Origin of the sequence: Specibacter sp. RAF43, assembly GCF_052114065.1 — a bacterium.
Taxonomy (GTDB): Bacteria; Actinomycetota; Actinomycetes; order Actinomycetales; family Micrococcaceae; genus Specibacter.
In genome coordinates this window covers 74,099-91,814 of record NZ_JBFREA010000005.1, presented here as the reverse complement: position 1 = coordinate 91,814, position 17,716 = coordinate 74,099, and the positions used below count along the sequence as shown (strand labels likewise).

The 17,716-nt window shown below is 67.5% G+C and carries 14 protein-coding genes; 9 read left to right on the top strand and 5 right to left on the bottom strand.

Going from position 1 to position 17,716, the window contains the following annotated elements; translation table 11 throughout:
• Positions 1-70: 70 nt before the first annotated feature.
• The 3 genes from wecB to AB4Y80_RS04775 form a co-directional block, all read right to left on the bottom strand.
• Positions 71-1,210 carry a non-hydrolyzing UDP-N-acetylglucosamine 2-epimerase gene (gene wecB, locus AB4Y80_RS04785; protein WP_442212197.1) on the bottom strand — a complete coding sequence of 380 codons (1,140 nt, stop codon included), beginning with the start codon at positions 1,208-1,210 and terminating at the stop codon, positions 71-73.
• Between the two features lie 59 nt (positions 1,211-1,269).
• On the bottom strand, positions 1,270-1,779 hold the full coding sequence (locus AB4Y80_RS04780; protein ID WP_442212195.1) for a YdcF family protein: 510 nt from the start codon (positions 1,777-1,779) through the stop codon (positions 1,270-1,272).
• A 104-nt stretch (positions 1,780-1,883) separates the two neighbouring features.
• Complete coding sequence (locus AB4Y80_RS04775) at positions 1,884-3,071, bottom strand: CaiB/BaiF CoA transferase family protein (protein WP_442212194.1); 1,188 nt, start codon at positions 3,069-3,071, stop codon at positions 1,884-1,886.
• A 145-nt stretch (positions 3,072-3,216) separates the two neighbouring features.
• Here AB4Y80_RS04775 and AB4Y80_RS04770 point away from each other — a divergent pair, with 145 nt between their 5' ends.
• On the top strand, positions 3,217-4,059 hold the full coding sequence (locus AB4Y80_RS04770) for an IclR family transcriptional regulator (protein WP_442212193.1): 843 nt from the start codon (positions 3,217-3,219) through the stop codon (positions 4,057-4,059).
• 92 nt (positions 4,060-4,151) lie between these two features.
• Here AB4Y80_RS04770 and AB4Y80_RS04765 read toward each other — a convergent pair whose 3' ends face one another.
• A complete protein-coding gene (locus AB4Y80_RS04765; protein WP_442212192.1) occupies positions 4,152-5,615 on the bottom strand; it encodes a purine-cytosine permease family protein in 1,464 nt (487 codons plus the stop codon).
• A 277-nt stretch (positions 5,616-5,892) separates the two neighbouring features.
• On the opposite strand from AB4Y80_RS04765, the gene AB4Y80_RS04760 reads away from it, so the two are divergent.
• The 8 genes from AB4Y80_RS04760 (at position 5,893) to AB4Y80_RS04725 (ending at position 15,549) form a co-directional block, all read left to right on the top strand.
• Positions 5,893-7,083: an acyl-CoA dehydrogenase family protein gene (locus AB4Y80_RS04760; RefSeq protein ID WP_442212191.1), complete on the top strand. Its 1,191-nt coding sequence runs from the start codon at positions 5,893-5,895 to the stop codon at positions 7,081-7,083.
• 157 nt (positions 7,084-7,240) lie between these two features.
• Positions 7,241-8,920 (top strand): urocanate hydratase, encoded by a 1,680-nt coding sequence (gene hutU, locus AB4Y80_RS04755; RefSeq protein ID WP_442212190.1) that lies wholly within the window; start codon positions 7,241-7,243, stop codon positions 8,918-8,920.
• A gap of 111 nt (positions 8,921-9,031) precedes the next feature.
• The gene (locus AB4Y80_RS04750) at positions 9,032-10,048 is read left to right on the top strand and encodes a thiamine-phosphate kinase (protein WP_442212189.1); all 1,017 of its coding nucleotides are present in this window, start codon (positions 9,032-9,034) and stop codon (positions 10,046-10,048) included.
• Between the two features lie 22 nt (positions 10,049-10,070).
• Positions 10,071-11,027 carry a DAK2 domain-containing protein gene (locus AB4Y80_RS04745; RefSeq protein WP_442212215.1) on the top strand — a complete coding sequence of 319 codons (957 nt, stop codon included), beginning with the start codon at positions 10,071-10,073 and terminating at the stop codon, positions 11,025-11,027.
• Positions 11,014-13,218: an ATP-dependent DNA helicase RecG gene (locus tag AB4Y80_RS04740; protein ID WP_442212188.1), complete on the top strand. Its 2,205-nt coding sequence runs from the start codon at positions 11,014-11,016 to the stop codon at positions 13,216-13,218. Before AB4Y80_RS04745 ends, AB4Y80_RS04740 begins: the two co-directional genes overlap by 14 nt.
• A gap of 24 nt (positions 13,219-13,242) precedes the next feature.
• Positions 13,243-13,821: a 16S rRNA (guanine(966)-N(2))-methyltransferase RsmD gene (rsmD, locus tag AB4Y80_RS04735; RefSeq protein ID WP_442212187.1), complete on the top strand. Its 579-nt coding sequence runs from the start codon at positions 13,243-13,245 to the stop codon at positions 13,819-13,821.
• Between the two features lie 92 nt (positions 13,822-13,913).
• Entirely contained in the window at positions 13,914-15,314 is a 1,401-nt protein-coding gene (locus AB4Y80_RS04730; RefSeq protein WP_442212186.1) for a flotillin family protein, read from the top strand.
• Positions 15,307-15,549 carry a hypothetical protein gene (locus AB4Y80_RS04725; RefSeq protein ID WP_442212185.1) on the top strand — a complete coding sequence of 81 codons (243 nt, stop codon included), beginning with the start codon at positions 15,307-15,309 and terminating at the stop codon, positions 15,547-15,549. The genes AB4Y80_RS04730 and AB4Y80_RS04725 overlap by 8 nt, the downstream gene beginning before the upstream one ends.
• A gap of 312 nt (positions 15,550-15,861) precedes the next feature.
• Here the strand turns inward: AB4Y80_RS04725 and AB4Y80_RS04720 are convergent, their stop codons facing one another.
• The gene (locus AB4Y80_RS04720) at positions 15,862-17,613 is read right to left on the bottom strand and encodes a hypothetical protein (RefSeq protein WP_442212184.1); all 1,752 of its coding nucleotides are present in this window, start codon (positions 17,611-17,613) and stop codon (positions 15,862-15,864) included.
• Positions 17,614-17,716 lie beyond the last annotated feature (103 nt).

Sequence of the window (17,716 nt, the reverse complement as noted above, 5' to 3'; positions counted from 1 at the left end):
TTTTAGCTGAACGTTGGAGAAACTTGGCACCGACCCGGATATCTACGGCGTCGATGATTCGTTTGAGTTATTAGTCGAAGTCGCTGATCCGCGTTCCAACTCCGAGCAGTTGGGCGATGGCGGCCACCGTCCGCGCGGCCGCCTTGCCGTCCCCGTAGGGGTTGACGGCCAGGGCCATGGCGTCATAGGCCACCGGATCGTTGAGCAGGCTGTCCACTTCGGTGACGATGCGCTCCTCGTCCGTGCCAATGAGTTTCACGGTGCCGGCCGCCAGGGCCTCGGGACGCTCCGTGTTCTCGCGCATCACCAGCACTGGCTTGCCCAGGCTCGGCGCCTCTTCCTGCACGCCGCCGGAATCGGTGAGGACAATATGGGCCCTGGCGATCAGCCGGGTGAACTCGCCGTACGCCAGCGGCTCCGTGACAAGCACGTTGGCCTTGCCCTCAATGGCGGGCAGGACGGCCTCGCGCACCACCGGGTTCTTGTGGACCGGCATCACGATCATCAATTCTGGTTCGGCGTCGGCGATCCTGGCCAAGGCCCGGCCCACGCCGCGCATCGCGTTGCCCTGGTTTTCCCGGCGGTGCGTGGTCACCAGCAAAATTCTCCGCCCGCTGCCGGCCAGCTCCTCCAACTGGGGATCCGTGAACGGGACCTCCTTGCCCACCGTGGTCAGCAGGGCGTCGATGACGGTGTTGCCCGTGACCACGATGTCCCGCGGGTTGACGCCCTCCGCCAGCAGGTTGGCCTTGCTGGTGCTCGTGGGCGCCAGATGCAGGCTCGCCACCTGGGTGGTGATCTTCCGGTTGGCCTCCTCCGGGAACGGGGAGAACAGGTTGTGGCTTCGCAGGCCGGCCTCCGCGTGAATCACCGGAATGCCGCGATAGAACGCGGCGATGGCCCCGGCGGTTGAGGTGGTGGTGTCGCCCTGGACCACCACGGCGTCCGGCTTGGCGGCGGCAAACAGTTTGTCCAAGCCATTGATGGTGCGGGTGAGGATGTCAGCGAGCGACTGGCCGGGCTGCAGGATGTCCAGGTCATGATCCGGGACGATGCCGAAGAGCTCGTTGACCTGGTCGAGCATCTCGCGATGTTGCCCCGTGACGGTCACGATGCAATCAAAATCGCTCGAGGCGCTTAACGCGGCAACGATGGGCGCCATCTTGATGGCTTCGGGACGAGTCCCATATATAGGCATGACGACAGGCAAAGTTCCCCCAACGCAATATGAGTGGTGTTGTTCTCGAGTTTATCGGAAGAATTCGGGGACTATTTCCGGATGGGGGAGTCACATTCCGGATCGAGAAAGGCGGAGATCAGCCCGCCCGATTCCACCACGAATCGCCGCACCCATTGCCAGGGCGTGAGGTCCGGCGTGGTCGCCACCATGTGGATGTTCGACGGCGTGCACTGGTTGAGCAGCCGCTCCGCCCGCGCGATGTGGTACTTGGACGTCACCACGGCAATGTTCTTCCAGCCGTACTTGGTGGCCAGCAGCCCGAGCTCGTGGGCCTCCCCGCGCGTGTCCATGGTCTTGGGATGGAAGCAAACCACCTGCGGGTCCACCGCCAGCGGACTGTGCGTGGCGCAGTACTTATCCGCCGAGGCATTGCCGTTTGTGTTGGTATTGGAAATCACCATATACGGCGCCTTGAGCTCGAATTGAAGCATCAGGGCGTCCAGGAGCCGCTCCTTGCTGGCGCCGCCCAACATGACCACGGCATCGGCCTGTTGGGGTGCCTCCGTGTGCACGTTGTAGAAGAGCTGAAATGCCGCCATAAACCAAATAACCAGACCGCTCAAAAGGGCCACCATAACGCGGAAAGCGGTACTACGCGGTGGTTTCCTCATGGCAGACATTGCCTCATTCTAACCGGCAAATATTAGCGCCCCGTCCGTTCCGGCCCGGCGATCCAGTCCTGAAGGTGATCGTTGTGCTGGCCCAGGGTGGGGGCGGGGGAGGGTGCCGCCGAGCCCGTCAACCGAAGCGGGGAGGCGAGGGTCTGGAATCCGTCGGACTCCGTGGCAACGGCGCCGCGGTGCCGTGCATGGTCGCTGGTCAGGGCCTCGTTGACCGAATAGACCTTGGAGACCGGGACGTGGTGTGCCGACAGCAGCTCGATGGCCTCATCATCGGTGAGGGAGGCGAGGGCGCCTTCCAATGCGGCCCTGAACTCCGCCGGAAATTCGTTGCGGCGGGTCTGTTCCCGGAAGCGCTCATCCGCCAGCCAGTCCGGCCGGCCCAGGGCCTCCGTCAGGCGCGGGAAGAGGCGGTCCCCGGCGATGGCAATGGCGATCGAGCCGCGTCCGGTTTGGTAGGTGCTAAACGGCGTGGACATGGCGTGGTCGTTCCCGCAGGCCACCGGCTCCTCGCCGTGCAAGGCTCGCATGCCCACGGATTCCAGCACGGAGACCAGGCTGTCGAGCATGGCCACGTCGATGTGCTGGCCCTGACCCGTGTTGTGCCGTTCGTTGACTGCGGCGAGGGCCGCGATGGCGCCGTAGAGGCCGGGGATGACGTCGCCGATGCTGATGCCCACCCGGGTGGGCTGCCCGCCCGGCCAGCCGGTGATGGACATCAGCCCGCTCATCGCCTGGGCGATCAGGTCGTAGGCGGGCGCCTTTTGCAGCGGCCCTTCCTGGCCGAATCCGGAAATGCTGACGATGATCAGCCGTGGGTTCTCGGCCATGAGGTGCCCGGCCGACAGTCCCAGCCGGTCCATCACGCCGGGGCGGAAATTTTCGATGAGCACGTCGGAGCGCCGGATCAGGGCCAGCAGCCGCTCGCGTTCCTCGTCGGCCTTCAGGTCCATGGTGACGCCGTACTTGCTGCGGTTAAACAGCCGGTAGTACGCGGACTCTCCGTTGTACCAGGGGCCAAAGTGCCGGGAGTCGTCGCCGTCGGGGCTTTCCACCTTGATCACCTCGGCGCCAAGGTCGGCCAGGATCATGGCGCAGAACGGGCCGGCCAGCACCCGGGAAAGGTCCAGGACCCGCAGCCCCTCCAGGGAGCCGGGACGGCCCAGGGCTGCGGCGGGACGGGCGGTCTCGGGGGTGGGTGTGGTTGGCATGGGTACACGAATCCTTCGTCTAGCGGGAACTGCCGGCTGGCCGGGGGAGGGGTTTCTCCCATCCCATCATTGAAAGCCGCCGCCGGCGGAAACAGCCCAGTCAAGTCGTCTGTGATCACAGACGAGATGAGGATAGGGTGGGGGCATGAATTCCCCCAGCGTGCCGCCGCAGGTGCCGGCGGCCAGGAACGTGCTCTCTATCCTGCGCTATGTCGCCTCCCAAGCCGGGCCGGTGGGGGCCACGGCGATCGCCCGCGACGTGGCCCTGCCCCGTTCCACCACCTACCACCTGCTGGCGGCCCTGATCGACGACGGATTTGTGGTGCACTTGCCCGAGGAACGCAAGTACGCCCTGGGCGCCACGGCCCACGAGCTGGGCACGGGCTATTCGCGCCAGGCGCCGCTGCAGCGGATCGCCAGGTACCCGCTGGTGCAGTTGGTGGCCCGCACCCGGCGCACCGCGCACCTGGCCGTCATGCACGGACGGGAAGTCATCTACGTCATCGAGGAACGCGCCAAGCGCCAAAGCACCCTCGTCACGGACGCCGGTGTGCGGCTGCCGGCCCACCTGACGGCCAGCGGCCGGGCCATGCTCGCCTCCATGTCCGACGCCCAGGTGGCGGCCCTGTACCCGGGCCCGGAAGCGTTCCCCACCCGGTACGAGACCGGCGTCCACTCCGTGCCGGCGCTCAACGAGCTGCTGGAGAAGATCCGGGACCGGGGATTCTCCTGGGAGCAGGACGAGGTGACGGACGGCTTTTCCAGCCTGGCCGTCCCGGTGCTGGACCGCAGCGGCCACCCCGTGGCCAGCGTGACGCTCACCGTGGCCAACCGCCCGGTGCTGAGCCCGGCGGCGGCGGCCCGGCATGCCGCGGCCGGAACGGCCCCGGAGCGCACGGTGCACCTGGAAGACCTGGCCGCCCAGTGGCTGCCGGACGTCAAACGCTGCGCGGCGGAAATCTCCCGGCGGCTGCGGCCGAGCGCTTAAAAGGGGCCGTCCCAGCACAGCCGGGCTGCGCTGGGACGGTCCATCCGGCGTCGAACATAGGGCGGTTGCGCCACTTGCGGAAGCCGCCCGAACTAGCCGGCCGAAACGGCGGCCGCGGGGGCCGGCGCGTCCACGTCCTCCGGGTAGATCATCTCGGTGGGCGGGCGCTGGAACTTCTTGGCCACCGGGTAATAGACCACGGCCGTGACCACCAGGCCCACAAGCCAGGAGATGTCCGCGCCGCCGAGCAGCGTCGTCATCGGCCCGGTGTACATGTGCTGGGCCAGGAACGGGATCTGGACCACGACGCCCACCACGTAGGTGAGCAGGGCCGGGATGTTCCAGGCGCCGTAGCGGCCCTTGGGGTCGTACAGGGCCGGGACGTCCACCTTTTCCTTGGAGGTCAGGTAGTAGTCCACCAGGTTGATGGAGCTCCACGGGATGAAGACCATCAGCAAGAGCAGCACAAAGTTCTTGAAGTTGGAGATGAAGTCATCGGAGGCGGCAATGGCGATGATGACGGAGACGGTGATGAAGCCGATGACGTAGGCGAAACGCACCCAGGGGGCGAAGCGCAGCTGGCGGGTGAACGCGCTGACCGAGGTCAGGATGGTCATGTAGCCGCCGTACGCATTCAAGGTGTTCACGGTCAGCTTGCCGACCACGATCACGATGTACATCAGCACCGCAATGGCGCCGACGCCGGCGAGGTCGCCCACGAACGCCACCTGGCCGTCGAGGAAGCTCTTGCCCGCCGGCGTGGCCACGGCCGCGAACAGGGCTCCCAGGGTCATGGACCACTGGGCGCCGAGGACGGAGCCGGACATGCAGGCGAAGAACGTCTTGCGGGCCGGGGTGTTGGCCGGCAGGTAGCGGGAGTAGTCGGCCACGTACGGGCCGTAGGTTAGCTGCCAGCCGGCGCTGAGGGAAATGGCGAGCAGGAACGTGGGGATGGCGAAGCCGCCCGTGCCCAGGACGGCGCCGACGTCGTGCTTGAGGAACAGCTGGATGCCCAGGTAGCTGAAGCCCAGGATGCCCACGATCGTGGAGATGCGCCCGAGCATGTGGATGTACTTGTAGCCCAGGGTCGCCACCAGCACGGTCAGGGCGCCGAAGATGATCACGCCCACGGCCGGGTTGCCGGTGGGAATGATCTCCTCGACGGCCTGGCCGGCCAGCACGGCCCCGGTGGCCGCGAAGCCCAGGTACATGATGATGACGAGCACCAGCGGGACGACGGCGCCAAACACGCCAAACTGGGCGCGGCTGGAGATCATCTGGGGCAGGCCCAGCTTGGGGCCCTGGGCGGCGTGCAGCGCCATGACCGTGCCGCCGAGCAGGTTGCCGATGAACAAGCCGATGATGCCCCAGAACGCGTCCGCCCCGAAGAGGACGGCCAGGGCGCCGGTGACGATGGCCGTGATCTGCATGTTGGCGCCGAACCAGAGGGTGAACTGGCCAAAAGCCTTGCCATGGCGTTCGTGATGCGGCACGAAGTCGATGGACCGGCGCTCGATGACCGGCCCGCTCTTTCGCACGGATTGAATTCTTGACATGGCTTTCCTTCGTTTGGTTTATCTCAGGCCCACGGCCCCCTTCAGTTCATCCATCTGAGCATGGATGCGCCGCGGAGGGTGACTTGCTTCACCGAACTCGTCTGTGATCACAGACGCCGAGGCATATTGGGCCTTTCGGTTCCCGGCCGCCGGGAACTCGGGCTATGTTCGAGATACGCCCACATTCGGCGGCCACACCATTCCGGCGAACCCGCCGTCGACCGATGGCCTCCCCCACGCGACGGGCCGTCCCAGTCATCTATTTGGAGGTATTTCCATGAGCGCCCACAATTCCCGGAACGATTCCCTGCCCTACCCGGACGGCGACTTCTTCGCCTTTGAAAGCCTGCTGGCGGAGCACGAGCTGGCCCGGCTCAACAGCATCCGCGAATGGCTGGAGGCCGAGGTGCGCCCGATTGCCCGGGACTTCTGGAACCGCAGCGAATTTCCGGTGCACCTTATCCCCAAGGTGGCCGAGCTTGACCTGATCAGCCCGGTGCGCCGGCAGGGCCACTCCCACCTGTTCGCCGGCATGCTCACCGCCGCCATCCACCGCGTCGACGCCTCCTTCGGCACCTTCTTCAGCGGGCACGACGGGCTGTTCACCGGCTCCATCGAGCTGCTGGCCTCGGCGGAGCAGCAGGCCGCCTGGCTGCCGGAGATCTACGCGCTGAAGAAGACCGGCGTCTTTGCCATCACCGAACCACTGGCCGGCTCCGACGTCGCCGGCGGCACCCAAACCACCGCGGTGCGCCACGGCGAGAACTGGATCCTCAACGGGGAGAAGCGCTGGATCGGCAACTCCACCTTTTCCGACTATGTGATTGTCTGGGCCAAGGACGTCGCCGACGACCAGGTCAAGGGCTTCCTGGTGGACACCAAGACGGCCGGATTCACCGCAACCCTGATTGAAAACCGCATCGCCCTGCGCGCGGTCCAGAACGCCGACATCGTCCTGACGGACGTCGTCGTGCCCGACTTCTTCAAACTGGCCCACGCCAACAGCTTCCGCGACACCAACAAGGTCCTCAAGTCCACCCGTGCCACGGTGGGCTGGCAGGCGGTGGGCCTGCAGCTGGCCGCGTTCGACGTCGCCCGCAAGTATGCGGTGGAGCGGGAACAGTTCGGCAAGCCGATCGCCGGCTTCCAGCTCATCCAGGAGCAGCTGGTCACGATGCTCTCCAATGCCCAGGCCTCCATGGGCATGATGGTCCGGCTGGCGCAGATGCAGGACGCCGGCACCACGCGCAACGAGCACTCCGCCCTGGCCAAGGCCTTCGTGACGAAGTGCATGCGCGAATCCGTGGCGCTGGGCCGGAGCATCCTCGGCGGCAACGGCATCTCCGTGGACTATGAGATGGCGAAGATCTTCTGCGACGCGGAGGCCATCTACACCTATGAGGGCACGTACGAGATCAACACGCTGGTGGCCGGCCGGGCCATCACCGGGGTCGCCGCCTTCGTCTGAGCCGGTCCGCCCACAGTCTCGAATCACAGACGGCCTACGGGTGAAACCCCTAGGAACAACCGGCCCGCCGGGGTTGGATGGAACCATAGGAACTTTCGGCCGGAGCACTTCCGGCCTGGATGACACAGCTCTAGATGACACAGCTAAGGAAACCACCATGGCAACCATGCATGACCCCTCCCGCTCCATTCGTGCGGCGCGCGGTACCGAACTCTCCGCGAAATCGTGGCAGACGGAGGCGCCCCTGCGCATGCTGATGAACAACCTGGATCCGGAAGTGGCCGAGCGGCCCGAGGACCTGGTGGTGTACGGGGGCACCGGCCGCGCGGCCCGGTCCTGGGAGGCGTACGACGCGATCGTCGCGACCCTCAAGACCCTCGACGACGACGAGACGCTGCTGGTGCAGTCGGGCAAGCCGGTGGGGGTGTTCCGCACGAACGTGTGGGCGCCGCGGGTGCTGCTGGCCAACTCGAACCTGGTGGGGGACTGGGCCACGTGGCCCGAGTTCCGCAAGCTCGAGGCCGAGGGCCTGATGATGTACGGGCAGATGACGGCCGGATCCTGGATCTACATCGGCACCCAGGGCATTCTCCAAGGCACCTTTGAGACGTTCGCGGCCATTGGCGAGAAGCGCTTTGGCGGCACCCTGGCCGGGACGCTGACGCTGACCGGCGGCTGCGGGGGCATGGGCGGGGCCCAGCCCCTGGCCGTCACCCTCAACGGCGGCGCCTGCCTGATCGTGGACGTCTCCGCCGAGCGGCTGGCCCGCCGGGTCGGCAAGCGCTACCTGGACGAGGTGGCCCCGGACCTGGACACGGCCCTGGCGAAGGTGCTCGCGGCCAAGGCCGCGAAGAAGCCGTTGTCGGTGGGCGTGGTGGGCAACGCCGCGGAGGTCTTCCCGGCCATCCTGGCCCGGCACCGGGCGGGGGAGTTCACGGTGGACATCGTCACGGACCAGACCAGCGCGCACGATCCCCTCTCCTACCTGCCCACCGAATACACGGTGGAGCAATGGCACACGGAAGCGGAGAACGACCCGGAGGGCTTCACGAAGAAGGCCCAGCACGCGATGGCCCGCCACGTGGCGGCCATGGTGGAGTTCCAGGACGCCGGCGCGGAGGTTTTTGACTATGGCAACTCCATCCGTGACGAGGCCCGCAAGGGCGGCTACGACCGCGCCTTCGAGTTCCCCGGCTTTGTCCCGGCCTATATCCGCCCCCTGTTTTGCGAGGGCATGGGCCCGTTCCGCTGGGTCGCGCTCTCCGGGGACCCGGCGGACATCGCCGTCACCGACGCGGCACTGAAGGAACTGTTCCCCGAAAACACGCACCTGCACCGCTGGCTGGACGCCGCCGCCGAGCATGTGGAATTCGAGGGCCTGCCGGCACGCATCTGCTGGCTCGGCTACGGGGAGCGCGCCAAGGCCGGGGTGCTCTTTAACCAGCTCGTCGCCGACGGCAAGGTCAAGGCCCCGATCGTGATCGGCCGCGACCACCTGGACTCCGGCTCCGTCGCCTCCCCGTACCGGGAGACCGAGGCCATGGCGGACGGCTCGGACGCGATCGCGGACTGGCCGCTGCTCAACGCCCTGCTGAACACCGCCTCCGGCGCCACGTGGGTCTCCATCCACCACGGCGGCGGCGTCGGGATCGGCCGCTCCATCCACGCCGGCCAGGTCTCGGTTGCCGACGGCAGCGCCCTGGCCGGGGAGAAGCTCGCCCGCCTGCTCACCAACGACCCCGGCATGGGCGTCATCCGCCACGCCGACGCCGGCTACGACCGGGCCCTTGAGGTCGCCGCCGAGCGCGGCGTCCGCATCCCCATGCAGGAACAGTAGCCACCGGCACCAACCCGATCCCGGGCCCGCCCCACCACGCGTTGGGCGGGCCCGGTGTGCGTGGGGCTGGGTAAATCCACGATTGTCCCACCCTGGCGCTACGGTGGAACCATGACTTTGACGGTGGACCAACTCTCCGAATCCGGCCTGCTGGCCCGCATCTTCCCGCTCCTGCCCCCGGGCCCGTCCACGCTGCTGGGCCCCGGCGACGACGCCGCCGTCATCGCCGCCCCGGACGCCCGGACGGTCCTCTCCATCGACACCCAGGTCCAGGACCGCGACTTCCGCCTCACCTGGCCCAACGGCTACCACAGCACCGGCTACGACGTCGGCTGGAAGGCCGCCGCCCAAAACCTCAGCGACATCAACGCCATGGGCGCCGTCGCCACGGCCCTGGTGGTCAGCCTCACCCTCCCGGGCACCACACCGGTCGCCTGGGTTGAGGACCTGGCCGCCGGCCTGAGTGCCGCGATCGTGGCGCTCGGTGCCGCCTCCTGCTCCGTGGCCGGCGGCGATCTGTCCGGCGGCTCCGAAATCGTCGTCACCGCAGCGGTCACCGGCACCCTGGAGGGCCGGGAGGCGGTGCTGCGCAGCGGCGCCCGGCCCGGGGACGTCGTGGCGCTCTGCGGCAACCTGGGCATGGCCGCCGCCGGCTGGGCGCTGCTGGAAAGCACCACGGCCGCCGGCGACTTCACGCCGGCCATGCGCGACGCCGTGACACTGTTCACCCGGCCCGCCCCGCCGCTGGCCGCCGGGCCCGCCGCCGCCCGGGCCGGCGCCACCGCCCTGATGGACATTTCCGACGGCCTGCTGCGCGACGCCGGCCGCCTGGCCGCGGCCAGCGGCACCCGCCTGGACCTGGACGCCGTCGTCCTGGCGCAACGGGCCGCGGGGCTCGCCGACATCGGCACGGCGCTGGGCCGGGATCCACTGCAGTGGGTTCTCGCCGGTGGGGAGGACCACGGCCTGTTATCCACTTTTCCGGCAGGTTCCCCGCTCCCGGACGGGTTCGCTAGGATAGGCTCGGTAGTGTCCGCAGACGCCGATAAACCGGCAGTGACCATAGGCGGACGGAACTCGACAGGCGCCGTGAGCGACGCTGTGGGATGGGATCACTTTGCAGTCTAAGATTGCGGCCACCGCCCCCGTGATTCGCCGTTGGTTGGCCAAGGCGGAGCAAACACTGGCAAACCACAGCGACCGGCTCAACGCCATCAACATCTTCCCCGTCGCCGACGCCGACACCGGGACCAACCTGTACCTGACGGTCCGCTCGGCATCCCAGGCGCTGCGGGACATGGAACCGTGCGATGTGGGCGCCACGCTGGCCGCCGCGGGCCGGGCCGCCATGGAGCAGGCGCGCGGCAATTCCGGCACCTTGTTTTCGGTCTTCCTGGCGGCCATGGCCGAGCCGATGGCCGGCCAGCAGCGCCTGAACGGCCCGCTGCTGGCGGCCGCGCTGCACCGGGCGCAGCTGCGTTCCTGGAGCGCGCTGAGCGAACCGACCCCCGGGACCATCCTGTCCGTCCTGGAGGCGGCCGCCCGCGGTGCCTCCAACGTTGAGGCCTCGCTCAACGGCGACGACTCCAACCACGCCCTGGCCCTGACCCTGGACGGTGCCGTGCGGGCCGCCCGGGAGGCGGTGGTGCTCACCGAGTCCCAGCTGGGCGTGCTGGCGGACGCCCACGTGGTGGATGCCGGGGGAGTGGGGCTGCTGCTGATCCTGGACTGCCTGCGCTCGGTGGTGGTGGGCGAGCCGCTCCAGGAAGACCTCTTGGACGGGCTCGCCGGGTACAAGGTGCAGGACCCCAACATCGCGCTGACCATGCCGGAGCAAACCGGCGTGGAGGTCATGTGCACCGTGACCCTCTCACCCCTGGCCGCCGCCGGGCTGCGCATGCAGCTGGACGAGCTGGGCGACTCGGTCATCATGAGCGCCGTGTCCGAGCAGGCCGACGACACCGGCGCCTATCCGTGGCGGCTGCACATCCACGTGCCGTCCCCCGCCATCGCCCTGGACGCCATCCGAGCCGTGGGTGATCCCAGCAACGTGAGCATCTCGCAATTGAGCCCCAACGCCACCGAAGACGCCCATGACCTCCTCTAGTTCCTGGGCCGGGCCGCCCGACCTGCGAATGGACCTCTCCCGGTTGGTCGGCAAGGCCACCGCGGACCGCGTCAAGGAACACCTGGGCATCTCCACCACCGGGGAACTGATCCACTTCTTCCCGCGCCGGTACCTGAACCGCGGCGAGCTGACCGACCTGAACCGGCTGCCCTTTGACGAAGAGGTCACCATCCTTGCCCGGGTGGTGGAGCAGAGCACCCGGCAAATGCAACGACGCAAGGGCACCATCACCGACGTCGTGATCACGGACAACTCCGGCATCCGCTCGCCGCTAAGGATCAGCTTCTTCAGCGGCTGGAAAGCCCAACGGGAGCTGCAGCCCGGCGTGCTGGCCATGTTCTCCGGCCGCGTGAGCATGTTCAAGGGCGCCAAGACCCTCACCAACCCGGGCTACCTGCTCCTGCCCGACGACGACCTGGCCCACCATGAAGCGGAACTGGCCGTCGCCCGGCCCATCCCGGTGTACGCGGCCACGGCCAAAATGGAAAGCTGGCGCACCCAGAAGGTCGTGGAGACCGTGCTGCCGGTGCTGGACCTGACGGACATCCCCGATCCGGTGCCGGCCCACCTTGCCGCGCGGGAGAAGATCATGCCGCTGGCCGAGGCCTACACCCAAATTCACATGCCCGTCACGGTGGAGGACATCCCCGCGGCCCGGAGGCGCTTCCGCTACCAGGAGGCCCTTGCCCTGCAAACCTCCCTGGCCATGTCCCGGCATGCGGCCGCGTCGCAGGACGCCACCGGGCGCCCGCGTGTTGCCGGGGCGCTCCTGGACGCCTTCGACGCGCAGCTGCCCTACACGCTGACCGGCGGGCAGCGGGACATCGGCGAGCTGCTGGCCGTCGAAATCGCCGGCGGACACCCCATGCAGCGGCTGCTGCAGGGCGAGGTGGGCTCCGGGAAAACGGTCGTGGCGCTGCGCGCCATGCTCCAGGTGATCGATGCCGGCGGGCAGGCCGCCTTCCTGGCGCCCACGGAGGTCCTGGCCGCCCAGCACTACCACTCCGTCACGGCGCTCCTGGGCACGCTGGGCCAGGGGCCGCTGCTGGGCGGCCCGCATGCCACCACGGTGACGCTGCTGACGGGGTCCATGCCGGCCGCGGCCCGGAAAACGACCTTGCTGGCGGCCGCCTCCGGCGAGGCCGGCATCGTGATCGGCACGCACGCCCTGCTGTCGGAGACGGTGCAGTTTGCCGACCTGGGCCTGGTGGTGGTGGACGAACAGCACCGCTTCGGCGTGGAGCAGCGCGACGCGCTGCGCACCAAGGCGCTCAAACCCCCGCACCTGCTGGTCATGACCGCCACCCCCATTCCGCGCACCGTGGCCATGACCGTGTTCGGGGACCTGGAGGTCTCCGAACTCACCGAGCTGCCGGCCGGGCGCGCCGCCATCTCCACCCACATTGCGCCCCTGGCCGAGCACCCGGGCTGGGAGGCCCGCGTCTGGGCCCGGGCGCGGGAGGAAATCGACGCCGGCCACCAGGTCTACGTGGTGTGCCCGAAGATCGGCGACGACGACTCGGAGGGTCCGGCCGGCCCGGCGGGCGACGAGCATGCCATGGCCGGGGTACTCGACGTCGTGCAGTATCTGCGCAACGTCCCGGCCCTGGCCGGAAAGCGGATTGAGGAACTGCACGGACGGCTGGACTCGGCCGACAAACAGGGCACCATGGCCGAATTTGCCGCCGGGGACATCGACGTCCTGGTCGCCACCACCGTCATCGAGGTGGGCGTCGACGTGCACAACGCGTCGCTGATGATCATCCTGGACGCGGACCGGTTCGGCATGTCCCAATTGCACCAGCTGCGCGGACGGGTGGGCCGCGGCGGACACGCGGGCACCGCCCTGCTGGTGACGAACCTGCCCCCGGGTCACCCGAGCCGGAAGCGGCTGGAGGCGGTGGCCGCCACCACCGACGGTTTTGTGCTGGCGCGCGAGGACCTGGAGCTGCGGCGCGAGGGCGACATCCTGGGCGCCAAACAGTCCGGCGGCAGCAGCGGCCTGCGAGTATTGAGCGTGCTGCGCGACGAAGCCCTGATCATGCGGGCCCGGCGGGACGCCACCGAGATCGTCCGCGAGGACCCTGCGCTGGACCGGCACCCGGCGTTGAAGCTGGAAATCAGCACCTATCTCAGCGATGGAAAAGAGGCATTCCTTGAACGAGGCTAACCGCGCCCGCGCGGCGGTCCGCCGATGACCCGCATCGTGGCCGGCGCGGCCGGGGGCACGGTGCTGGCCTCGGTCCCCGGCGACGGCACCCGCCCCACCACCGACCGGGTCAAGGAAGCATTGTTTTCCCGGCTCGAATCCATGAACATGCTGGTGGATGCGCGCGTGCTGGACCTGTACGCCGGCTCCGGGTCGCTGGGCGTGGAGAGCGCCAGCCGGGGTGCCAAGTCCGTGGAGCTGGTGGAATTCAATGAGAAGGCCGCCGGCGTGTGCCAGCGCAATGCGGAACTGGCCAACAAGGTGCTGGGGTCCAAGGTGGTGTCCGTGCAACGCTCCAAGGTGGAGTCGTTCCTGGACCGGACGGCCGCCGCCGGGGTGGACCATTGGGACCTGGTGTTCCTGGACCCGCCGTACCCCCTGACCGACGCCGCACTCGGGGACGTGTTGCGGGTATTGGGACCCCAGCTGGGCTCATACGCCGTGGTGGTGGTGGAGCGGTCCTCCCGATCGCCCGAGCCGCCCTGGCCGGCGTCGCTGGAACGGTTTGCGGAGAAGAAGTACGGCGAGACCCGGCTGTGGTTTGCCGAGCCGGCGGGGGCATGAAGCGGCACTTTTGCGGTGCAATCTTTGCAGGAGCCAACGGCTTCCGGACGGTCTACGCTAGGAACTAGCCTTTACCGAATGGGACTTGGGTCATGCAATATTTACTCTCATTTATTCCGCTCCTCGTGGCGATCGTGGCGGTGGTCCTCGCCATTGTGGTGGTGCGGGTGGCGGTGAAAATGATGTGGCGGGTCGCCGAACCGAACGAGGCCCTGATCATCTCGGGCTTCACCCGTGGCAGCCCCGCCGCCACGGACGGCATGGACTTCAAGATCGTCACCGGCAAGGGCGCCTTTGTGATCCCCGGGCTGCAGACCGTGCGCACCCTGTCCCTGACCCTGAACGAGACCGAGCTGCACGTCAACTGCGTCACCTCCCAGGGCATCCAGGTGGTGGTCGAAGGGGTGGTCATCTTCAAGATCGGCGACTCCACCCCGTTCATCGCCAACGCCGCCCGGCGCTTCCTCGGCCAGCAGCCCAAGATGGAAAGCCAGGTCTACAACGTTTTCGAGGGGCACCTGCGCTCCATCATCGGCAGCATGACAGTGGAGGAAATCATCCGTGAACGCGACAAGCTCGCCTCCCAGGTGCGCAGTGCCAGCGGCATTGAAATGGAAAAGCTGGGACTGGTGGTGGATTCCCTGCAAATCAAGGACCTGCAGGATCCCACCGGCTACATCCAAAACCTGGCCAAGCCGCACATTGCCCAGGTGAAGATGGAGGCCCGGGTGGCCGAGGCCACCCGAAACCGCGAGGCCTCGGAAAAGGAGGCCGAGGCGGCCGCCCTGATTGCCGATGCCCAAAGCCTCTCGGCCATCAAGCAATCCGCCGCCCAGGCCAACGCCGAACGGGCCCGGGCCAACGCCGCCCAGGCCGGTCCGTTGGCGGATGCCACCGCACGCCAGCAGGTGGTGGTCCAGGAAACCCAGGTGGCCAAGCTCGAGGCCGACCGGGAGGAACAAAAGCTCCAAACAACGGTCCGCAAGCCCGCCGACGCCAGGGCCTACGCCCAACGCACCGAGGCCGAGGCCCAAAAGGCGGCCGACATCAGCGCCGCGGAGGCCCGGGCCCGGAAGACCGAGCTGGAGGCGCAGGCCAATGCCACGGCGGCGGCCGCCACGGCCGGCGCCACCCGGGTCACCGGTGAGGCGGAGGCCGCGGCCACAACGGCGCGCGGCAACGCGTCGGCGTCGGCCATTAAGGCCAAGGCGCTGGCCGAGGCGGACGGCATCAAGGCCCGGGCGGAGGCGCTGGGGACCAACCAGGAAGCCGTGATCTCCCAGCAATTGGCGGAAAACATGCCGGCCATCGTGGGCGCGGCCGCCGAACCCTTTGCCCATGTGGGCCAGTTGACTGTGCTTAACGGCGGCGACGGCGTCAACTCGATGGTGGGCGGGATACTGGCCCAGGTGGGCAACTACCTGCCGGCCCTGACCGACTCGCTCAGGAGGGGCAGGAATTCGCGGAAAGCTCCGGAACCGCCCCATGCGTAGGGACTTCGATCGGAGCCTGACCGGCAAGATCGCCCGGGTGACCGGGCGCATCGGGCCGGGCACCGTCGGGGAGGTCATGATCGCCATCCACGGCGGCACCACCGCCTTCCACGCCTATCCCTATGACAAGACCAGCACGTTTTCCCCGGGGGAGCGGGTCCTGGTCATGTACCTTGAGCCGCCCAACTCCGTCTTCGTCGAACCGTTGCCGGACTTCCTCCAGCATGCCGACTGACGCATCCGCTGCTAGTGGGTGAACAGCGGGGACAGGGACAAGGCCAGGGATACAATCGCGGCGGCGACGGTCAAGAGTGCCACAGTGCCGATGATGAAACGTTTGTTGCGTTCGGAATGGTCCACGGCACGGTTGAGTCGACGGAATGCCTGCGGCGCTGATCCACTGCGACGCCGGGGCGGACGCTTGATCGCGCGGGACATAACCCTCCAGGAAATAGTTGCGCCGATGGATACCGGCCGGCTTCGAGTCTACCGTTCGTGGTCCAATCCCACACCCGCGATTCTGTGGGTTATGTCACCGCGGATCCGCCTAGAACGTGAAATTTAGGATGGTCGCCGTCCCGGAGTTCAGGGCCACGGTGAGGGTCTGCTCGCCGGCCTTGAAACCGGGCACCTTGGCCTGTTTGGCCGCTGGTACACCGGAGGAAGCCATACCGTCGATCCGGGTTTGATCCTGGGCGGCCAGTTGCGGCCCAGCCAGCTGGGTCATGGTGCCTGTGGCGGTCTGTGCCGGCAGTTTCAGCGTGATCTTGACCGGCGCCTGCTTGGAGGGATCGTTCTGGTTGACCACCATCACGCTCAGGGAGCCGTCCTTGTGGCGGACGGGGTAGGCGTAAATGTTGGCGTCGCCGGCGACCTGGGACCGCAGGAAGTCGCCCGCGCCCAGCTTGTTCACCATCATGATGCCGTAGTACTGGCTGCGCATGGTCAGGGTGCCGTTCGGCTGGCGGTAGGGTCCGCTGTCACACAGGGGAGATCCGGGGGCGCCGCCCTTGCAGGCTTCCAGACCGCCATGGAAATTCAACTGGGTGACACCCTCAGTGGCGGAGCGCATGGCAAAGTTCACGGTCCACATGGCCAGGGCATGAGTCTTCAAAACCGGGTTGGAGCCAAAGCACGTGGAAATGTTCGTTTCACTGTTCCAAACCGGGATGTTGTGGCCGGCGGCGGCCTTGACGGCCGAGGCCGCGTAATTGGCGCTGTAGTCGCTGAGGTGACGCGAAAGTGCATTGGCGATGCTCCGGCCTTCGGGACCGTTCTGCGGTGCGGAACAACTGGAGAGCGGATAGTTGTGATACGTCAAGGCGCCGGCGTTGGGCAGGTCCAGCCCGGCGAACCCCTTCCACCACACCTCGCTGTATGCCTGGGGCCCAACCACCTTCACACCGGGGGCGGCCTTGGCGATGGCCGCCGAATAGGCGCGGGCCTCCTTGGCCCAGTCATCGAACGTGTAGTTGGCCGGGCGCAAGGCCAGGTAGGCATATTCCACGCGGTTGTAGCCGTTGGGCTCATTGCCGAGGCTGATGCCCACCAGGCGGTTGCCGAGGATTTTGTGGGCCCACTTGGCGAAGTCGGCGGCACGGGCGGGATCATAGTGGCCCATGTCCACGGCCATGAGTACGCGCGCGTTGCCCTGGTCCAGGAGGTGCTTGAGGTTTTCCAGCACGGCCGGCGTGATCTTGACGACCTTTCGCTTGTCGGCGGAGTAGGCCGGGACAACCTTCCAGTTCGGGATGGGCTCATCCGTGGACGTCCAGAAGAAACGGCGATCCACGGCTTGCGCGCCGAAGCGGATCACCGGATCACCAGACATCTTCAGAATTTCGGCAAAGTTCGACTGGGCCGGGTCGATGTGCATGTCCACCAGGTGGTCGGTGTCCATCGACAGCCCGGCCAGCCCCTCCGGCATGATCTTCCCGGTCTTGTCCGAACCAACGGTGATGGTGGTCGGCTTGACGGCCTGGGTTGCGGAAGCGGGCACGGCCGGTTGCTTGTAGTCCGGGCGGTTGAATGCAGGAAACGCCTTGGTGGTGGCCGGGGTAGTGATGACGATTGGCGCCTGAGAAGTCTCGCCGGGGCCGGCGTTGCTGGAGTTGTTGAGCAGCGGCAGCCCGACGAACACGATTGACGCGACAGCTGCGGCCGCAACCCCGATCGTGGTAACGCCGACCAGGACGCGCTTGCGGCGCCGGGTCTGCGCTGGTGCCCTCTGCATCCGCCGCGCCTGGTTGGTGGGTTCGGAGTCGTCGGGTTGGATGGGGGCGTTGGGCGCCGGTGTCATTTGTTCTCCAGTGATACGCGGTCAAGAATCGCGGGGCATCAAAAGCAGGCCCCGCCAAAGTCTACCGGGGCAGGGCCGGGCATCCCGCCCATGCACCCGGCGG

What these genes read in the sequence shown, in the direction of transcription:
- AB4Y80_RS04780 (WP_442212195.1), bottom strand. Translation starts at nt 1,779, where the DNA reads ATGGCGGCATTTCAGCTCTTCTACAACGTGCACACGGAGGCACCCCAA.
- AB4Y80_RS04775 (WP_442212194.1), bottom strand. Translation starts at nt 3,071, where the DNA reads ATGCCAACCACACCCACCCCCGAGACCGCCCGTCCCGCCGCAGCCCTG.
- AB4Y80_RS04770 (WP_442212193.1), top strand. Translation starts at nt 3,217, where the DNA reads ATGAATTCCCCCAGCGTGCCGCCGCAGGTGCCGGCGGCCAGGAACGTG.
- AB4Y80_RS04765 (WP_442212192.1), bottom strand. Translation starts at nt 5,615, where the DNA reads ATGTCAAGAATTCAATCCGTGCGAAAGAGCGGGCCGGTCATCGAGCGC.
- AB4Y80_RS04760 (WP_442212191.1), top strand. Translation starts at nt 5,893, where the DNA reads ATGAGCGCCCACAATTCCCGGAACGATTCCCTGCCCTACCCGGACGGC.
- hutU (WP_442212190.1), top strand. Translation starts at nt 7,241, where the DNA reads ATGGCAACCATGCATGACCCCTCCCGCTCCATTCGTGCGGCGCGCGGT.
- AB4Y80_RS04750 (WP_442212189.1), top strand. Translation starts at nt 9,032, where the DNA reads ATGACTTTGACGGTGGACCAACTCTCCGAATCCGGCCTGCTGGCCCGC.
- AB4Y80_RS04740 (WP_442212188.1), top strand. Translation starts at nt 11,014, where the DNA reads ATGACCTCCTCTAGTTCCTGGGCCGGGCCGCCCGACCTGCGAATGGAC.
- rsmD (WP_442212187.1), top strand. Translation starts at nt 13,243, where the DNA reads ATGACCCGCATCGTGGCCGGCGCGGCCGGGGGCACGGTGCTGGCCTCG.
- AB4Y80_RS04730 (WP_442212186.1), top strand. Translation starts at nt 13,914, where the DNA reads ATGCAATATTTACTCTCATTTATTCCGCTCCTCGTGGCGATCGTGGCG.
- AB4Y80_RS04725 (WP_442212185.1), top strand. Translation starts at nt 15,307, where the DNA reads ATGCGTAGGGACTTCGATCGGAGCCTGACCGGCAAGATCGCCCGGGTG.
- AB4Y80_RS04720 (WP_442212184.1), bottom strand. Translation starts at nt 17,613, where the DNA reads ATGACACCGGCGCCCAACGCCCCCATCCAACCCGACGACTCCGAACCC.